Origin of the sequence: Bombilactobacillus apium (genome assembly GCF_013385145.1) — a bacterium.
In the GTDB taxonomy this organism is placed as follows: domain Bacteria; phylum Bacillota; class Bacilli; order Lactobacillales; family Lactobacillaceae; genus Bombilactobacillus; species Bombilactobacillus apium.
On sequence record NZ_JABZEC010000002.1, the window covers coordinates 232,547 to 249,550 of the forward strand.

Here is a 17,004-nt window from a genome sequence, read left to right on the forward strand (position 1 = left end):
TTACCCTCCTCCTAATATATACAGAACAAAGTTCCTACCATCTAGCTTACATATTCTTCTAACAAAATTATCGTAAAATCCACCAAGAGGGACCGTAGACACATTTAATGCTGTAGAAACTAGCTGGATATTTTCACACATATGTCCCGCTTCTAGTAGTGAAAGACGATACGACAACATACCATACTTAGAAAATAACACTTCGAAATTTGTTGCAAAAAAAATAATAAAATTACATTTATTAAAATTGCGATCCGTGAACTTAGAAGTAGAGCAAATACCATTTATTTCTTTATCATTTAATTTATTCACTAAATACAACTTTTCAGATTGGATTTCCATTTTAAATATTTTATGGTCTATCAAATCATTACCAGTTCCCTGAATATATATATATGGTATGATAGAATATTCAGCCCCTGCAGACGGATATGCCCTTTTATTAACTATAAAATCACCATACTTACAATTATCAGTTATACCTAGTGAGTAATGAATAATTGATGACAATGTCGAGCACTGTATGGGTTCTTCATTAAAATCCCATGAAGTTCTCCTTCTTTTTAATACATCTACAAAACTAATATCAATTGTCTCAAAGTCTCCCAATTCACTTAAAGAAATGGAATTCATCTTTAAATAACAACTTTTTATTTCATTATTTTTAACTAAGCCTCGTCTGATAATATTAGCAGACATATTTGTTTCAGAATGAATAGATCTGAAATGAAAATCCAGCATTGATTTAATATCTAGGTAAGGATCATTTTCTTTTTTCCAACTCATCTATTTCCTCCAATAATAAACCAGCTAGTCTAGCCTCTACCGATGGTGTTATTCCAAATCTATTATTTGCCATATGAATCTGAGAACTAATGACATAGTCATAAAAACTTCTTTCTTTAAATCCGCATATTTTTTTAAGAATTGATAATTGTTCATCTATTATATAAATTTCTTTTGAAAATTCTTTATCCAAGTGCATATTACTAATGATTTCTGATATTTTATAAAAGCTATTTCTATTTAATACTATTTTAGAGGTTAAAAATTTTTTCCAAAAATCATAATAGACCATTAAAAATTCATATTTAGAACCTATCACTTTAGAAATAAAAAAATTCATCAAAAATATTCCACATGCAGAAATATAATTCATATTATGACTATTTGAATAAACTTTAGATACAATAATTGAGGTCTGATTAAATATAATTTCTGAAACACGCAAAAATTCTCCCTCTCCATATCTATTAATTTCAGGAACATATCTTATATACCTATACGTTCCATTTGGAAACCAGGGTAATTCCTCTATTTCTTGCTCTTCACCATCAAATTTATGGTCAGCATAATACATTTGTGGCGTTAATTCAGAAACCGAATCTTTCATCATTAATTCAAAAAAATCAATCAGCAATCTGTCTGCTGAACCTTTATTATCTTTAAATCTTACTCGTATATGTGGTCCTCCATACCAATATCTTATAAAAAACCAATCATTCACGGAACTATCTGCAAAAATATGTGGTAAATTTTCAATAAAAATATTTTGTTTTTCAATAGAGTGAATAAAAAAATGTATTGAATTCATTAAATATCCATCCTTAATATTGAATCCATAGCCCCAATACCAGCAATCATTAAATAATTAATAATATTATATTCAGGAAAATCCCTGTTTATTTTCTTGATGACTTTTTTATCATCTATATTTCTTAGACATCTACATACAAAATTCTTCTCGCTTAAAATCAATCCTAATTTATTAAAAATTTCTCCAGAGTATATAAACCTTTGCAATATTATTCTAGAAGATTCAATACAAAAATCAGCTTTAGAAACCAATAAAAATATATATGAACTACTCGATATATCCAAATAATCTTTAGCATCATGTAATATACTCTGTGGATTATTAATAAGGTATTTATCATTACATCTAATGATATCTTTATTTTTTTTTATTAAAAACATATTTTCCTTACTAAGATCTAAAACTATAATTCCCATACTACTGTCTAAATAACTACTTAATTTTAAAACTATGGAACATATATCAACTTGCTTTCTTGAGATGAAGCTTAGTCCCTGGAAAAATTGCGCACTGGTTCTAATATAATGTTTACGCTCAACTCTGCTAGATAGCAATCCATTAATTTTTCTAATTTCCGGTTTTGTTTTATTCATTTCTATATAAATATCATCAATAATATTATTATTAGCTTCACTCTTTATTACTTTGTTTGATGTTTCAAAATCGCCATTAAATTTAAGTTCTACGAGAGGAAAAAACCTCTTGTTTTGCAAAAACGATTCATTGGGTAAATAAATAACACTCGTTTTTTTAAGACTCTCAATCTTTCTGTATATAATACTATTTAATTGATCTACTTCGTGACCTGAATCAATTAGAGATAAGATAAAGCCAAACTTTCCGTACACTTTCCCAATTATTTCTTCACAATAACATAGGAACAAAGAATACATTATTTCTTTATCTTCGTCGTATACACTTTTTTGTGTAGAATATATAAGTCTAAAATTTTGATCTCTTCTTATATACTCAAGATAATCTACAGAACGCCGACCACTTATTCGTAGTATTATCTTATTACTTTGTAAATTTCTAGCAGTTGGAAACTTCCAGTGCACTATATAGGGATTTTCTGGCTCGATACGCTCTATTTTATTATATAAATACATTAATTTATTTATTTTCTGAATAAAGTTAGTTTGTACAGGTTTTATCACTGTTTTAGACACAACTTCATAAGAATAAACACCTATTTTCTCGTTTTTTATTGTCTCATATCTATTTATTAAATAATTATTTAAAAATTCACGGGAATGGGTGTGGCGCATCATTTATTCTTCCTTTCTCTTCAAGACTAATCAAATTGTTAATCGAATTTTGTGATGAATATTCTACTCTCTCAATATTAATACGCTGATTATCGACCCCAAAATACATGGTTTGCATTCCTGGTATTAATGTTTTTGTAGAATATAACCCCAATTTCCCCATCCAATGACTACTTAAATTAACCGAAAATACATCATATTTATTAGGTATACTTTTAAGTACAAATTCGTAAGCTTTTTTATCCGTATTAATAGTTTCAAAGTTGTAATGATAATTTTTATATAGTAAATTTAAATCTACCTCTTCAGATTTTTTTATCAAAAAATCATAGGTATGCACCCTTTCTAAGGTAGCATAATATTTATAATGATCTTCCAATCTACTTACCACCTTGGGTGGATTATCTAAGTTGGAATCATTTTGATAAATATTATGGGCCACGATTGCTTCTTTCAAGGCACCATCTATCGCAGAATTTAAATTAATATTAGCTGCAGTACTAACATAGGTTGCAGGAAGTTCCTTTTTTGATATTATCAAGCATAAAATAGTAGGCATATTTATATCTATTCTCAAATCAAACAAATATACTTTCTTATCAGTATTTTCAAAATCATTTATTATATCAATTTGGTATTTAGAAAGAGAACTGATCTTTATTCTCTTCAATATTATCCTTTTTAGCCAAAAAACTAGAAACGCATCTCTTTCTATGAATTCTAATAGCCCAAATAATTTCGACTCAAATAAAGATGCACCTACGGCCACTCCGTTCGAAGTTTCATTTACTAAATCAAAATCTTCTACATGTTTAAAATTAACCATTTGTGTTGGAACAATAACTTTTTTACCATTACGCTCATCTGTCCCATCCACACAAAAAATATTTTTTGATATTAATTTGTCAAACTCTTTAGGGTATTTAATCGCAATAGTATTTGATAAACGTTCAATCTTTTCAGGATTCTCTATAGAGAAAAGCGAATATCTTTCTAGAGCCTCCAATATTGCTTCATTTTTAGATTTTTTTACATCCAAAGATCTTCCATATCCAACTTCCAATATCCTCATCCTAGGTAAAGGGGATATTTCCGCTCCCATGACCATGTACTCTTTCGAAAATATATCAGCGTACATATTAAAAATTACACCAAATTTATTATCGAATAGTTGACTCTCCAAATTAAAGAATTCAAGATTATTATTAATCCTAAAATTAGTGTTGATACTTTTCTCATCATCACTGTCTAATGTGTTATTCTCCAAAAACATCGGGATATTATGCCTATGAAATTCAACATCATTCTTTATATTCTCAATGAATATATCAGTTTTAGATATTTGACCTTCCATCAATAATAATATATCGTCTTCCAGTTTATTATGCTTGGTCATATCTATTCCTTTAGATACGTAAATTCCTTTATTTCTATATAAATTATCAAATAAAAAATCCTCACAAAAGTCGATTCTTCTATTTGAAATAAAAAAACGATCTTGGTATTCTTTTATCAAGTACTATTCCTCCGTAAATAGCTGCTCTTTAATATCTACTAACATTTTACTTAATGCCTCTCTATATGAAAATCCACAAACATTTCTTTCTACCATTGAGTATCCTTTGAAATGGTATTCTATATTGTATTTATTACTATTTTTCATTACATTATATTCTAAAAAATAATTAGGATCAGTTGTCATTATATTAATCAGCTCATTTATATTACTGTAATCATATAAATCAATATTCATGTTTATATGTCCTAAGTTAAAATTTATTATTTCAAATCTACTAGTGAGCACAAAACAATTCATATATTTACTGTACTTAGACTTACTATTGATAGCTAATATCAAAGAATAAATCTTTAATATTTTTGTTATATCATCGTTCACAAAGTTATTTTTTTCCTTGATAGATATATGTTCTTTTAGTTTATTTAACTCTTGTTCATTACTAATAAAAGCAACTATATTATCTTCTAAAAATGTAGTATAAAAAGTGTTTGGATATTTTCTAGGTAAATCATCTAGTAAACTAATTTTAGTTAACTCTACTGGATGTATATCTTTATAATTACAATTTATTATATCCATGTAGTCTGTATAATTTCGGAATATATAATCATTAATCTTATTTTCTTGATACGTAGGATCGACCTCTTCGAGAGCCGATATTTTCTTCAGCAGATAAATAGTTTTTTTTATTTCTAAAATAGAAAAATCAGAACTTAAACTATCTATTAATTTATTCAAAGAGATTTTTTTCTCCGTTAATCCTATAATACTATTAATCAGCTTCATTGAAAAAGCATCTTTTTGAAAATAAAATTCTTTTTGTTTTATTCTTATCAGCATTTTTTCGTCTATATTTTCAATAAAAAGATTGCCTTTATATTTTATATCTAACATTCCATTTCACCCTCAATTATTTCTACTGTAAAAAAAGCGGATTGAATACGATCAACAGTATTTAAACCTATTGATGGAAGAATCATATATGCAAGATTAACCAGCTTCCTATAGATCTGAAATTGCTCAGATCTATAGAAAGACAAGTTTCTAACTTGAAAAACATCGGAGTGAAATCCAGAAAGATTTGAAAATCTGACCATTGCTAATACTTGAAGAATTGATGCTTTATTAGTTTTACTTTTTGAAGCTTTATTATAAAAATCTTTTAATACTGTCTGCCATTCCTTTTGCAATTTATTTAAATCGGAATCCAACGTAATATAACATCCATCCTGAGAATCAAAATTCAATTCGAATCTTTTCGATATCTTAGGATAGTCTTTTATTAATTGCTGATGTATTATCTTCATTTTTTTATTAAAACTCATAAAACCTAAATAATGAGATTTAAAAGATAAATATCCGAGTAAAGATATATGATCCAACTGTTCACTAATAAAAATAAATAATGATGTCAAGAATACCCTTTTATCAAATCTATTGTATCTAGACAGTATACAGATAGTCTTTTCAATTAAATATCCATTTTTAAAAAGCCATCTATTAATAGTTTCTTGATCAGATACACTTCGATACTCACCGCGTCTATTTATTCTATTTAACTCTTCTAAATTTACGGAAAAATTATGGAACTTATTATTTGATTTAAGTCTGTTCATTTTATTGATATTTTTCATTTCTCGCATATAAATATCGTTTTCATGTAATTTACCCAAATGTTCTTTTTTAAATAATATTAGTTTATTACGTAATTCTTTTAAAATTTCACTAGTCTTTCTTTCTTCTATGTTATTGATAAAAATATTGATGACTGGGCCATTTTCAACAGTTCTAAATAGGAAAAGTTCATAGCCCTCTTTGCGATACATCTGTAATACAGGTATTAAATAGTTAATTATAAAAAAATTTTTATATTCTGTTTGAACATTAAGATTTATGGTGTATTTAGCTATCATATATAAGTACCTCCTGCATATACTCCGGTAAATTTAGATTCTTAGGATCACATATACTAATAATTATTTCTTCCCGACGCTTTAGTATCCTACAGAACTCCTTCCAAAGGACAATATTATCAAAATCACAAAATAATGGTTTTTCAAATTCAATACTTATAGATTTTATCCTTTTACCCTTAAATTCTTTTTTTCTTACTTTAAAAAAGAATCTCTTAGGAATTCCTTCCGTTTTAAATAATTCTAGCATCCTTAAATATGTTTTAATATTATCATTATCAAAAACATAAGATGGTATACTTTCTATCATCCAGGACTTTCTTTCTATTAAAATATCTTTAAATACGATATTAGGGCAATATTTAACATCCTTTTTTTGACCATTAAAAATAAGTGGCGAGATTTCCGGGATAAAATTAATATTGGTAAATATTGCAGATAAAAATGCGAGATTTCCGGGATACAATGCTCTAATAAGGCTAGAAGCAATTACAGGTTTATACTTTAATTGCTCGTTTTCAGCTGTTATAAATAGATCTCCACCTGACTTAGTTATACGATTTCTATTTAGACCATTGACGGTATGCTTATTTCCAATATAGGAATCAATAAATTCATTTACATTTCCATTAGCATTTATATATATATTAGGAAACATTGCATAATCTGTTACATTTCCGTTAAAACCTAACGATTCATTTATATCCATATATTCAAATCCTGAATTTTGATAAAAATCATTTATTTCAGATTTATATAAGTCCAATATGTTAGTATTTCTTATAAATCTTTTATAAAAAGATCCATAACCGGGATACACTTTATTAATTACTATCTGTCCAATATTAGATTTCTGAAAAAATAAACTAAAGCATGCAGCTGAAGATACACTACTCCTATCTATTTTTGAAGATACGCGTCTAATTATTTCAACAAGATCTATATCTTTATCAATACTATGACGTTCCAAGTACTGTTTAAACTCCTCTTTCAAATGTAATATTTTTTTATTAGTATTAGATTTTGAAGAGAAATTTTTCCAAGGATCCGTCCAAAACTCAGAATATTTCAAGCTAGCCTCTGTAATTATCTGTGTAAACTTACTATCACTGGTATATATTTTGTTATCTTTTATATTACTCATAAGGATAAATTCATTTTTTATCAATTCATTAACATCAAATATAGCAAACGACTGTAGTAATTCTAGTAATTCCTCCTTTATGTCATTACTTAAACTAAATACATCGTTATCTGTTCTAACTATATTATCTCCGTATATACATAGTGATTTAGGGATCTCATTTGTATTTGAATCAATTGCAACTTCCTTATATAATTGTTGTATTTTTTCAACTATATCTTTTGAAAAACCACCCGTGTTCAAAATTTCGAATAAGTGATCTATTTCGATAACCTTTTCTCTAAAACTATCATCTATTTTATTATTCCTTATACTATTAATTAGACTTTCTCCAAAAGAAGAATTTAGCTTAATATTTGTCAGGGGGATTAACACCCCATATTTATATAAATTTAATATTATTTTTCTACTTTTTAACAGAGAAATTCCAAAAAAGATACTGAACTTAGAAACAGACCAGCAAGGTTCATTTGAGTTCAAAAGATTATCTATAATTTCATTATATTCAAATCTCACCAATGTATCTTTAGAATTTAAAACTTTGAAATTTGAACTAGAATTGGAAAAAACAAATATATACTTTCCATCTTTTGATATTCTTTTATTAATTATAAATGATAGATTATCAATACTTTGACCGCCTAATGCCTTATTCAAGAACGATTTAATAAAAAAAACATAATTTGGCGTATACTTATTTTTTAGTAATCTATAATCAAACGCTGGAATACTGTCAGAACAAAATTTTACACTATTAAAGTTCAATAATGGCGAAGTCTTAACTGAACTTCTTGTTAAAATATTAACTAAAAAACTATATTGTTTCTTTTTCGTTTTATTTTTTTGTTCGTTGAATATATATATTTTTTCAGGTATTTTTTCAGTAACTTCTTTATTCGTAAGAAAAGACGAATTAAAAATATCACGGTTATGATGAAAACTATTAATAAGGTCATTAGTATTATTGAATAATATATAGTTATACCAATAATTTAATTTTTTCAATATATTTTTATTTTTATGGTAAAAATAATCATATTCTTTTTTTATTTTCCATCCAAAATGGTTTGAATCATTAGGCTCTCTTAATTTCAATGATATATTATGCTTTCTCATTTTCGTGAGAAGATAACTTTTATATTTAATATCATCTTGTGATTTTAAATCTAGTCTTTTAAGTGCAGAAATCTTATCATTACAGAAATTATTAAACTCTACACAATTACTTTTAATAGCTTCGACCATATTACTGAATTTAAAGTCATACTTATTGGAAAAAAATTCTGTACTGTTTTTTTCTCTAACCACTTGTATTGGATGGGTTTTAAAATTTATCATATGATTTCCTCCATCTAAACAGTAGTACAAGAAATAACACTAGAATAATAATCCCCAAAAAGACAAATGACTTCCATAAACTATTTGAATATATCTCTCGGAACTTTTCATTCCAAAAGAACCTCAAAATTTTATTAGCATGATATAATGGGTTAAATTCTGCCAAGAATCTCATCCATTTTGGCATTGTTGATAAAGGTATTGTAGCATCTGATAAAAAAAACATTGGGAAAAATAAAGTCATCATAACCATTGTATAGGTATTTACTTTTTTTATAATTAATGCCAACAAGACACCTATCCCTAATGAAAATACCGTAAAAAGGATATATATTCCCATAAAAGGTAGTTTTTCGATTCCTATTGCTACACCAAATACAAACTTAGCAACCAGAATAATTAATAAAAATCCAATAATCGCTACTATAGAAGCTTTAAGTAAGATCACTGATATGAAGCGTATCAAACTTATCGGTGTAACACGGATACGTTTGTATATTCCCTTTTCTTTATCAGCCACAACTTGGTTTCCCACACTAAAAACACTAGAAGAAAACAAAATAAGCATACAGAAACTGGGAATATAAACAGTAAAGAAGTCTATTCCTCCATACTTCATATTAGAATACATGCTACCAAAGAAGTAAAAGCTAGCCACTGGCATCACTAGGCTAAATAGTAAATATAATGGCTGTCTTGCATAAAGCCTAAGTTCAATATTCAGTTGTTTTAAAAAACTATTCATTTACTCTCTTCCTCGCTCTCATTAATTTGAATATATAATTCATCTAAACTCATACTATTAGAATTTACTATGTCTTTCGTATAACCTTTTAGAACAATACTGCCATTTTTTAGCATAATAAGATAATCACAATTTTTTTCGACTTCATCCATATAATGAGATGAAATCACCGTTGTTGTTTTTTCAGTCACTGAATTAATTAGTTTCCATAAATCTCTTCTTGCTAACGGATCCAATCCTGTAGTAGGTTCATCAAGTATTAGAAAAGATGGATTATTAACAAGAGCAATCGCAATATTGACTCTTTGTTTCATTCCACCAGACAAGTTTCTATAGAATTCATTTCTAAATTTATCTATCTTTGTTTTTTTTTCTAGTTGTAAAATATCCACATTTTGTGGATAAAATGATGCAAATAGCGATAATAACTCTCCTACTTTAGCATCAGAATAGAATTCATTGTCCTGCAATACTACTCCCAAATCGGCCTTGAATTTTCTATTTTGAGTATAACTAAGGGATCCCATATCGCTTTTTTTCAATCCAGCCATTATTTCTAAAATAGTTGTTTTACCAGAACCATTATGACCGATTAATCCAATAATTTTATTTTCCGGTAATTCAAAAGATATATTATTTAAAGCAAAAAAATCATCATACTTTTTTGTTATATTTTTTGCTATTACTTTCATAATTGGCGTCTCCTTGTATTGTTAAAATTAGTCCTTATACTACTCTGATTAAAAATTTATTCTTATGAATAAGCCAATTATCTGGTTTGACTTATTACCACACGATTTATAAAAAACCTGATGAAAGTTTTCTAACTGGATTTCCAGTATCAATCATCAGGACGGGTGATAAGCATAACAATATACTTTACAAATTAAATATGGAAATGCACACTACAACAAGATGTAGATGCACAACAAGAACAACTATTACATGATGAAATACCGCTTGAAGCTGCACTCTCAGATAGTGTAATTGCTTCATCAACTTCGATTAATTCAACATTATCAAATAAACTATCAATCTCACTATAACTTTCTACCACTGAATTATCTTTATTAGTTTTCATATACTTCTCCCCCTTTAGTTCACCCATCCAAACAATTATCAATTTCATCAGATTACAGATATAACTGCCTTTGTAATATACAATTTTAATTTAAAAATATTATGAAACAGTTCTAATTGGTCAATAATCGGTTCCAAAATAACATTCTTCATTAATCTTATACATAATTCTCACTTTAAAAACCAAAATCATCTAATTTATTAGTTCTCCAAACTCTATTATTAGGACAGATTATAGGTTTAATCTGAATAGACCCTAAAAACTTCAATGGTGATTTCCCCTTTTTCTGTTATCTTTCTCCTAAGTCTGGGATCTCTTGGACTGAATAATCTAGTTGACCTTGAACTAACCAGTTATAGATGGAAGCTATGGCCAAACCCAGATGATGATCAACCTGTTCTAATGGCCAAGTTAGTCGTAAGCGATGTTTTACTAATTGTTTACATTATGGTAACTACTATCGCAAAGGAATTATTCTGATTTTTTAGATCACATTAGTATTCGGGTTAATTATAAAATCTACCATTAGTTAACGGAGTATGCTCTAGTTTCATTTTTTAAGCCCTCTCACATTGATTTATTCTCTATAAATTAATAGTTCAAAAGTTTATACTAATAAATATCCCCTAGTTAAGTGGGATAGAAAAAATCACTTTATATAATTTGAGGGGTAGCTTTCATGAACCAAAATTCCAAGTACGGTCACCGAAATTCCAATTTGGAGGCCCTACGAATCATCGCCATGTTTTTGATTGTTCTCGGACACTTTGCCATCATGACTAATTGGCATTTTCAGGGGACCAGCCTCGGACTAATAGCAGGGATCCAGTGGCTGTGGTTCGGCGGTAAATTAGGCGTCAATTTATTTGTCTTAATTAGTGCTTATTTTTTAAGCCAATCAACCCGCTCACGCCCGAATGGGAAAACCCTTCTTCGTCTCTGGACCCAAGTTTATTTTTACTCTTTATTATCTTTTATTATTGGAAGTTACGTCTTAAAAATTAACTTCGGTGCGCGCGAAATTATGCGCTCTTTCTTCCCCCTAACCATGGGTACTTATTGGTTTGCGACCGCCTATTTTTGTATCGTAGTCCTAGCTCCTTACCTGAATCTTTGGATTAGACAGTTGAGCTTTAAAAGCTACTCTGGCTTGTTATTGTTTTTAGCCTTAATCGCGACAATCGAGTGTACGGTGGGCAGTAATGCCATCGGCTTATTGCAGGACACGGTGGCCCCAGTTATTTTTCTTTACTTATTAGGCGGCTATATCAGAAAATACCAAGATCGTTGGGCTAAAATTCCCAGTTTTTGCTTATTCTTGGCGATTATTATTAGCCTGGGAGGGATGTATCTTTCCAGTCTAGGTATTGATTTCGTCCACTTAACTCATCCCCAAATAGTTCAAGGTTTTGGCTGGGCCCAAAAATATTATCCCAGTGTCAGCCCCTTTCAATTAATAGCGGCTAGCGCCATCTTTCTTCTTTTCTTACGTTTACCTCCGCACCATAATCACCCGCTTAATTTTCTGGCTCGGGGAACTTTTGGCGTCTACTTATTGCACACCAGTGTTTTGGCCTATAGCTGGCTTTGGAACGACTTTATTAAGGCTGGTGAGCACCACCCCTATACGCCGCAGATTTTCCTAGAAGCGCTAGCGGTTTCTTTTATCATTCTCATCGGCGGGATCGCCGTCGATCTAATCCGGCAAGGTTTATTTAGAGCGGTACAAAGTTTATTCCGAAAAATTTGGCCCCGAAGCCAAGGACGACACAAATTAAAAAAAAGCTACTCCAAGCTCTCTGACTGATGGCTTAATTCCTATTTAAAGGATCTTATTTTTCTCTTCGTCCAGTCTCAAATCTTCACCTCAAGTCGTTCCTTAAGAATCACCGACCAACAATTAATCCAGCACTTGTATCTGCACTACAAAAAAGAGAGATTCAAAGAACCCTCGAAAAGTTAACCACCCAGAGAATCATTGAACTAGTTACCAAACGGCCCAAACAACATGAAATTAAAGCGCAATTTCTAAGTAACTAAGAAAGAGCCACCAAGATAGTGCCCTGCCTCCTAGAAATTAGATTTTGGTCTAACTTCTGGGGGTCGTTACATAACTGGGGGCTTTTTTAGTTTGCTAAAGATTCTGGTTAACACAAAAAAGAGCAACTAATAGTTGCCCCCTTTCTCATTTGTCTTAAACCCTTGATTAATCAGGGCTATTTAAAGAGCCGCAAAATCCTAGCTAAATTAGCTCTCCTTTTGAAAAAAATTAGTAAAATAGTCTTTAATATCTTCTTCCATTTTTTTTGCAGCAGCCTGATCGGCGGCTTGAATTGAAATATATAACTTTAATTTTGGTTCCGTTCCAGAGGGTCTAACAACTACCGAACTGTCTTGAGGCAATTGGAATTTCAGAACATCAGCTGGGGGTAAACCGTTAATTCCAGCTTGATAATCCCACAGCTTAACTACCGGCTGGCCCGCTAAAACGGTAACTGATTGCCGCAAGCGCGCCATAATCTTTGTCATTTGGGCGCGTCCGGTTTGCCCTTTAAATTCGAAAGAATGCAAAGTATTCAGACAGTAACCATATTGTTTATAAAGTTGCGCCAATTTCGTTAACAGACTAATTCCCCGAGTTTTGTAGTAGACGAACATTTCACAGATTAAAAAGCTCGCGTTGACGCCATCTTTATCCCGAACATAAGTTCCACTTAAATAACCATAGGATTCTTCAAAACCAAATAAGTAATCGTCAACTCTCCCCAATTTTTCTAGACGACCAATTTCTTCGCCAATAAATTTAAAACCAGTTAACAAACTGACGACTTGAACTCCATAATGTTTAGCAATCTTCACCGCTAAGTCAGTAGTCACAATCGTTTTAACCACTTCTGGATGTAGGGGCATCGTGCTATTAAGGACCCGTTGGGAACAAATGTAGTCCAACAACAAGAGGCCAATTTCGTTACCTGACAATAAAACATAGTCTCCCTGTTTATTTTTAACCGCAATTCCGACTCGATCGCAATCCGGATCATTGGCAAAGAAAAAGTCCGCCTGTTCTTGCCGGGCATATGCAATTCCTAAAGCCATGGTCGCGGGAATTTCGGGATTGGGCAGCGGGCAAGTTGGAAAATCCCCATCTGGTTGTCGTTGTTCAGGAACCGTGAAGATATTAGTGAAGCCAGCTTGCTTTAAAACTGTCGTCACCGGATGCAATCCGGTCCCGTTCAAGGGTGAATAGACAATTTTCAGCTGTCGATCAATCTTTGTCTGGGGAGCCAAGGGAGATTCTTGTAAGACCGCGGTGATGAAATCGCTGGTTACTTGTTCTGAAATATAAGTAATTTTTCCCGCTTGAACAGCTATTGTAAAATCGCAATAGTGTAGATCTGTAAAAATATCTAAGGCGGCAATTTCTTTTAAAATTATGGCAGCCGCTTTAGTTGTAATCTGACAACCATCAACTCCATAAACCTTATAGCCGTTATATTGCGCAGGATTGTGCGAGGCAGTAATCATGATGCCCGCGGCACAGTGTAACTGCCGCACCGCAAAAGATAAACAGGGTGTGGGCATAATTTCTCGATAAAGCCAAACTTTAATCCCATTAGCCACCAAAACTTCGGCCACAACTTGGGCAAAAAGATCTGATTTATGGCGAGAATCACGGGAAATTGCCACTCGACGTTCATTGGGAGCAAAATTTTTAATTAGATAATTGGCGACTCCCTGCGAAGCCTTGGCCACCGTATAAACATTCATCCGGTTGGTACCCGCGCCAATCTCTCCCCGCAAGCCTCCGGTTCCAAAGGCTAAATCACGGTAAAAAGCATCGCTCAGCAAGTCCTCATCGTTAGCCATCGCTTGTAATTCTGGCGGGAGATCCGGATCTCTATTCGCTAATTTACACCAGCGTTGGTACTCCATTTGTATATTCATCGACTAATCTTTCTGCTTAAATTGCTCAAAGTCATACTCATACTTGTATTTATCGGTTACCAAAATATCTTCCCCCGATTGGATTTCAATTACCTGCAGACGGCTAGCGGCAACTAGCGTATGCCGACTCCCGGCCGGTGATTTAATAACATCTCCTGGATGAATCGAGCGCACCACATCATCAACCACTGTCCAGCCAGTTCCCTCCAAAACAGTCCAAAGCTCATCGCGATAATCATGACTATGATAATGGAGATGATGCCCAGATCTTAGGGTAATTTTGGTGGTTAGTCCCCCCTCACTGATATCGAGGACTCGAAAACTTCCCCAAGATCTCTTGGACCCCTCCTTTTTTGTTATTTTATTCACAAATGGTTTGATATAACTAGACTGTTGTTTGTCAGCCACGAGGATTCCTTCAGGACTAGCAGCCACGACTAGATCTTTGAGCCCTAGTCCCAAAACCGGAACATCCAAATCATTAACCACATGGACATTGTCACAAGTTGCATCTAGGAGCACATTGCCGGTGCTTGTTTTATCCATCGCTTGAGTTAAGGTACTCCAAGTTCCTAGGTCTTGCCACTCTCCTGCATAGCGGATAACTTGAATTTGCCTTTCTCTTTCAAGCACCGCATAGTCAAAACTAGTCTTCGGTAAATCAGCATAATGCTTTAAAAGTTCAAGATAACTAGCATAGCCTAATTTTTGTCGAGCACAATTCAAAAGATACTTCAACTTAAAGGCAAAGACCCCACAATTCCACAGGGCTCCTTGTTGCAAATATTCAGTTGCGGTCTGAAGATCAGGTTTTTCTTTAAATTTAGCGACAAAACTCACATTATCCATTGTCTTAGGCAGAATATAGCCGTACTTTTCACTAGGATAAGTCGGTTCAATCCCCATCAAAACTAGATTGGCTTGCCCCCGGGCGGCTTCATCCGCTAAATCTTGCAACGCAGAAAAATAACCATCCTCAACATAGGGATCAACGGGACAAACTACGACTACCTCATCTAAATCAGCCTTTTGAACATCTCTTAAATAGGCGGCAGCTAAAACAGTTGCCGGAAAGGTATCTCGTCGGCAAGGTTCAATCGATAAATTCACCTTCTCGCCCAATTGGTGCTCAATTACAGGAACTTGATTTTTAGCGGTCGCAATGGTGATTGGCACCTGAGGAGCGACCTTTTTAATTTGGCGAAAAACTCTTTGAACCATCGTTTCTTGTTGTCCTAAATCATTTTTCAATAAACTGATAAATTGTTTAGCTCGGATATTATTAGATAGCGGCCAGAGTCGTTTTCCTGAACCACCAGAAAGCAATACGATTTGCATATTATCTCCTTGGGAAAATAAAGGGGCAATGACCTAAGACCAACGGTCAAGACAAGCTAAAGTCAAAGCTCACTTCTGACTTAAATTATTATCCTTATCTACTTTACTTATTTGAATTTAATAAAGCTAAGGACACCTTTGTCAGCGCCACTTTAAGTTATCAACGTTCTGCGCGTCGGGGATTATTTAAAAAATCGTCATAAGTAAGACGAATCCCCTCATCTAATTCTGTCTGATAGGTCCAGCCCAATTGCGTAGCTTTAGAAACATCGAGTAATTTACGAAGGGTCCCATTGGGCTTAGAAGGGTCCCACTTAATTTCTCCTTGATAGCCAACAATGGCCGCCACCTTGTGGGTCAAAGCTTTAATTGTCAATTCTTGACCAGTTCCCGCATTGACGGTTTCATTTCCTTGATAGTTATTCATTAGAAAGACACATAAATTAGCTAAATCATCGACATACAGAAATTCTCGTAAAGCACTGCCATCTCCCCAGCAAGTAACCGAATTAAGTCCTTGAACCTTAGCTTCATGGAAACGCCGAATTAAAGCCGGCAAGACATGACTATGCCTCGGATGATAATTATCATTAGGACCATATAAGTTAGTCGGCATTACGGAAATATAATTAGTTTGATATTGACGATTTAAATATTCACAATACTTTAAGCCCGAGATTTTAGCTAAAGCATAAGCTTCATTGGTTTGTTCCAAAGAACTAGTTAATAAACTGCTTTCTCGAATCGGCTGGGGAGCTAGTCGCGGATAGATACAAGAAGAGCCGAGAAATTCTAGTTTCTTAACCTTATTTTTCCAAGCCTCATGAATGACGTTCATTTCCATGATCATGTTGTCATACATAAAATCAGCTAAAGCTTCTTGGTTAGCCACAATTCCCCCAACTTTGGCGGCGGCTAAAAAAACATACTCCGGCTTTTCTTCTGCGAAGAAGTGCTCAACATCAGCTTGCCTTTGTAAATCCAACTCCTGATGGTTTCGGGTAATGATATTTTGATAACCTTGACACTTTAACTCGCGGACAATCGCCGAACCTACCATCCCTCGATGACCAGCAACATAAATCTTGGCATTTTCTTTCATCTTCATAATTTTTC

14 protein-coding genes are annotated in these 17,004 nt (G+C 32.3%); 1 reads left to right on the top strand and 13 read right to left on the bottom strand.

The window, feature by feature from the left end; genetic code table 11:
• From HU830_RS03165 to HU830_RS03210, 10 genes are all read right to left on the bottom strand, one after another.
• On the bottom strand, nucleotides 1-786 hold the full coding sequence (locus HU830_RS03165; protein ID WP_176942333.1) for a SagB family peptide dehydrogenase: 786 nt from the start codon (nucleotides 784-786) through the stop codon (nucleotides 1-3).
• Nucleotides 764-1,594: a lantibiotic dehydratase C-terminal domain-containing protein gene (locus HU830_RS03170; protein WP_176942334.1), complete on the bottom strand. Its 831-nt coding sequence runs from the start codon at nucleotides 1,592-1,594 to the stop codon at nucleotides 764-766. The genes HU830_RS03165 and HU830_RS03170 overlap by 23 nt, the downstream gene beginning before the upstream one ends.
• Nucleotides 1,594-2,868, bottom strand: coding sequence for a hypothetical protein (locus HU830_RS03175; RefSeq protein WP_176942335.1), 1,275 nt, complete (start codon nucleotides 2,866-2,868; stop codon nucleotides 1,594-1,596). Before HU830_RS03175 ends, HU830_RS03170 begins: the two co-directional genes overlap by 1 nt.
• Nucleotides 2,843-4,381, bottom strand: coding sequence for a YcaO-like family protein (locus HU830_RS03180; RefSeq protein ID WP_176942336.1), 1,539 nt, complete (start codon nucleotides 4,379-4,381; stop codon nucleotides 2,843-2,845). Before HU830_RS03180 ends, HU830_RS03175 begins: the two co-directional genes overlap by 26 nt.
• Before the next feature lie 3 nt (nucleotides 4,382-4,384).
• On the bottom strand, nucleotides 4,385-5,278 hold the full coding sequence (locus HU830_RS03185; protein WP_176942337.1) for a hypothetical protein: 894 nt from the start codon (nucleotides 5,276-5,278) through the stop codon (nucleotides 4,385-4,387).
• Complete coding sequence (locus HU830_RS03190; RefSeq protein ID WP_176942338.1) at nucleotides 5,272-6,297, bottom strand: hypothetical protein; 1,026 nt, start codon at nucleotides 6,295-6,297, stop codon at nucleotides 5,272-5,274. Before HU830_RS03190 ends, HU830_RS03185 begins: the two co-directional genes overlap by 7 nt.
• Nucleotides 6,287-8,779 carry a hypothetical protein gene (locus tag HU830_RS03195; RefSeq protein WP_176942339.1) on the bottom strand — a complete coding sequence of 831 codons (2,493 nt, stop codon included), beginning with the start codon at nucleotides 8,777-8,779 and terminating at the stop codon, nucleotides 6,287-6,289. The genes HU830_RS03190 and HU830_RS03195 overlap by 11 nt, the downstream gene beginning before the upstream one ends.
• The gene (locus HU830_RS03200; protein ID WP_176942340.1) at nucleotides 8,766-9,524 is read right to left on the bottom strand and encodes an ABC transporter permease; all 759 of its coding nucleotides are present in this window, start codon (nucleotides 9,522-9,524) and stop codon (nucleotides 8,766-8,768) included. The genes HU830_RS03195 and HU830_RS03200 overlap by 14 nt, the downstream gene beginning before the upstream one ends.
• On the bottom strand, nucleotides 9,521-10,216 hold the full coding sequence (locus HU830_RS03205; protein ID WP_176942341.1) for an ABC transporter ATP-binding protein: 696 nt from the start codon (nucleotides 10,214-10,216) through the stop codon (nucleotides 9,521-9,523). Before HU830_RS03205 ends, HU830_RS03200 begins: the two co-directional genes overlap by 4 nt.
• A gap of 194 nt (nucleotides 10,217-10,410) precedes the next feature.
• On the bottom strand, nucleotides 10,411-10,605 hold the full coding sequence (locus HU830_RS03210; protein ID WP_176942342.1) for a thiazolylpeptide-type bacteriocin: 195 nt from the start codon (nucleotides 10,603-10,605) through the stop codon (nucleotides 10,411-10,413).
• A gap of 679 nt (nucleotides 10,606-11,284) precedes the next feature.
• Between HU830_RS03210 and HU830_RS03215 the strand changes: the two genes are divergently transcribed.
• Nucleotides 11,285-12,412, top strand: coding sequence for an acyltransferase (locus HU830_RS03215; RefSeq protein WP_176942343.1), 1,128 nt, complete (start codon nucleotides 11,285-11,287; stop codon nucleotides 12,410-12,412).
• A gap of 440 nt (nucleotides 12,413-12,852) precedes the next feature.
• Here HU830_RS03215 and HU830_RS03220 read toward each other — a convergent pair whose 3' ends face one another.
• From HU830_RS03220 to HU830_RS03230, 3 genes are all read right to left on the bottom strand, one after another.
• Nucleotides 12,853-14,550 carry a phospho-sugar mutase gene (locus HU830_RS03220; protein WP_176942344.1) on the bottom strand — a complete coding sequence of 566 codons (1,698 nt, stop codon included), beginning with the start codon at nucleotides 14,548-14,550 and terminating at the stop codon, nucleotides 12,853-12,855.
• A gap of 3 nt (nucleotides 14,551-14,553) precedes the next feature.
• Nucleotides 14,554-15,888 (bottom strand): sugar phosphate nucleotidyltransferase, encoded by a 1,335-nt coding sequence (locus HU830_RS03225; RefSeq protein ID WP_176942345.1) that lies wholly within the window; start codon nucleotides 15,886-15,888, stop codon nucleotides 14,554-14,556.
• Between the two features lie 160 nt (nucleotides 15,889-16,048).
• Entirely contained in the window at nucleotides 16,049-16,996 is a 948-nt protein-coding gene (locus tag HU830_RS03230; RefSeq protein ID WP_456061953.1) for a GDP-L-fucose synthase family protein, read from the bottom strand.
• Between the last annotated feature and the right edge of the window lie 8 nt (nucleotides 16,997-17,004).

Coding starts and splice junctions, on each gene's coding strand:
- HU830_RS03170 (WP_176942334.1), bottom strand. CDS start 1,594: ATGAATTCAATACATTTTTTTATTCACTCTATTGAAAAACAAAATATT.
- HU830_RS03205 (WP_176942341.1), bottom strand. CDS start 10,216: ATGAAAGTAATAGCAAAAAATATAACAAAAAAGTATGATGATTTTTTT.
- HU830_RS03200 (WP_176942340.1), bottom strand. CDS start 9,524: ATGAATAGTTTTTTAAAACAACTGAATATTGAACTTAGGCTTTATGCA.
- HU830_RS03220 (WP_176942344.1), bottom strand. CDS start 14,550: ATGAATATACAAATGGAGTACCAACGCTGGTGTAAATTAGCGAATAGA.
- HU830_RS03195 (WP_176942339.1), bottom strand. CDS start 8,779: ATGATAAATTTTAAAACCCATCCAATACAAGTGGTTAGAGAAAAAAAC.
- HU830_RS03165 (WP_176942333.1), bottom strand. CDS start 786: ATGAGTTGGAAAAAAGAAAATGATCCTTACCTAGATATTAAATCAATG.
- HU830_RS03190 (WP_176942338.1), bottom strand. CDS start 6,297: ATGATAGCTAAATACACCATAAATCTTAATGTTCAAACAGAATATAAA.
- HU830_RS03175 (WP_176942335.1), bottom strand. CDS start 2,868: ATGATGCGCCACACCCATTCCCGTGAATTTTTAAATAATTATTTAATA.
- HU830_RS03230 (WP_456061953.1), bottom strand. CDS start 16,996: ATGAAGATGAAAGAAAATGCCAAGATTTATGTTGCTGGTCATCGAGGG.
- HU830_RS03210 (WP_176942342.1), bottom strand. CDS start 10,605: ATGAAAACTAATAAAGATAATTCAGTGGTAGAAAGTTATAGTGAGATT.
- HU830_RS03215 (WP_176942343.1), top strand. CDS start 11,285: ATGAACCAAAATTCCAAGTACGGTCACCGAAATTCCAATTTGGAGGCC.
- HU830_RS03185 (WP_176942337.1), bottom strand. CDS start 5,278: ATGTTAGATATAAAATATAAAGGCAATCTTTTTATTGAAAATATAGAC.
- HU830_RS03225 (WP_176942345.1), bottom strand. CDS start 15,888: ATGCAAATCGTATTGCTTTCTGGTGGTTCAGGAAAACGACTCTGGCCG.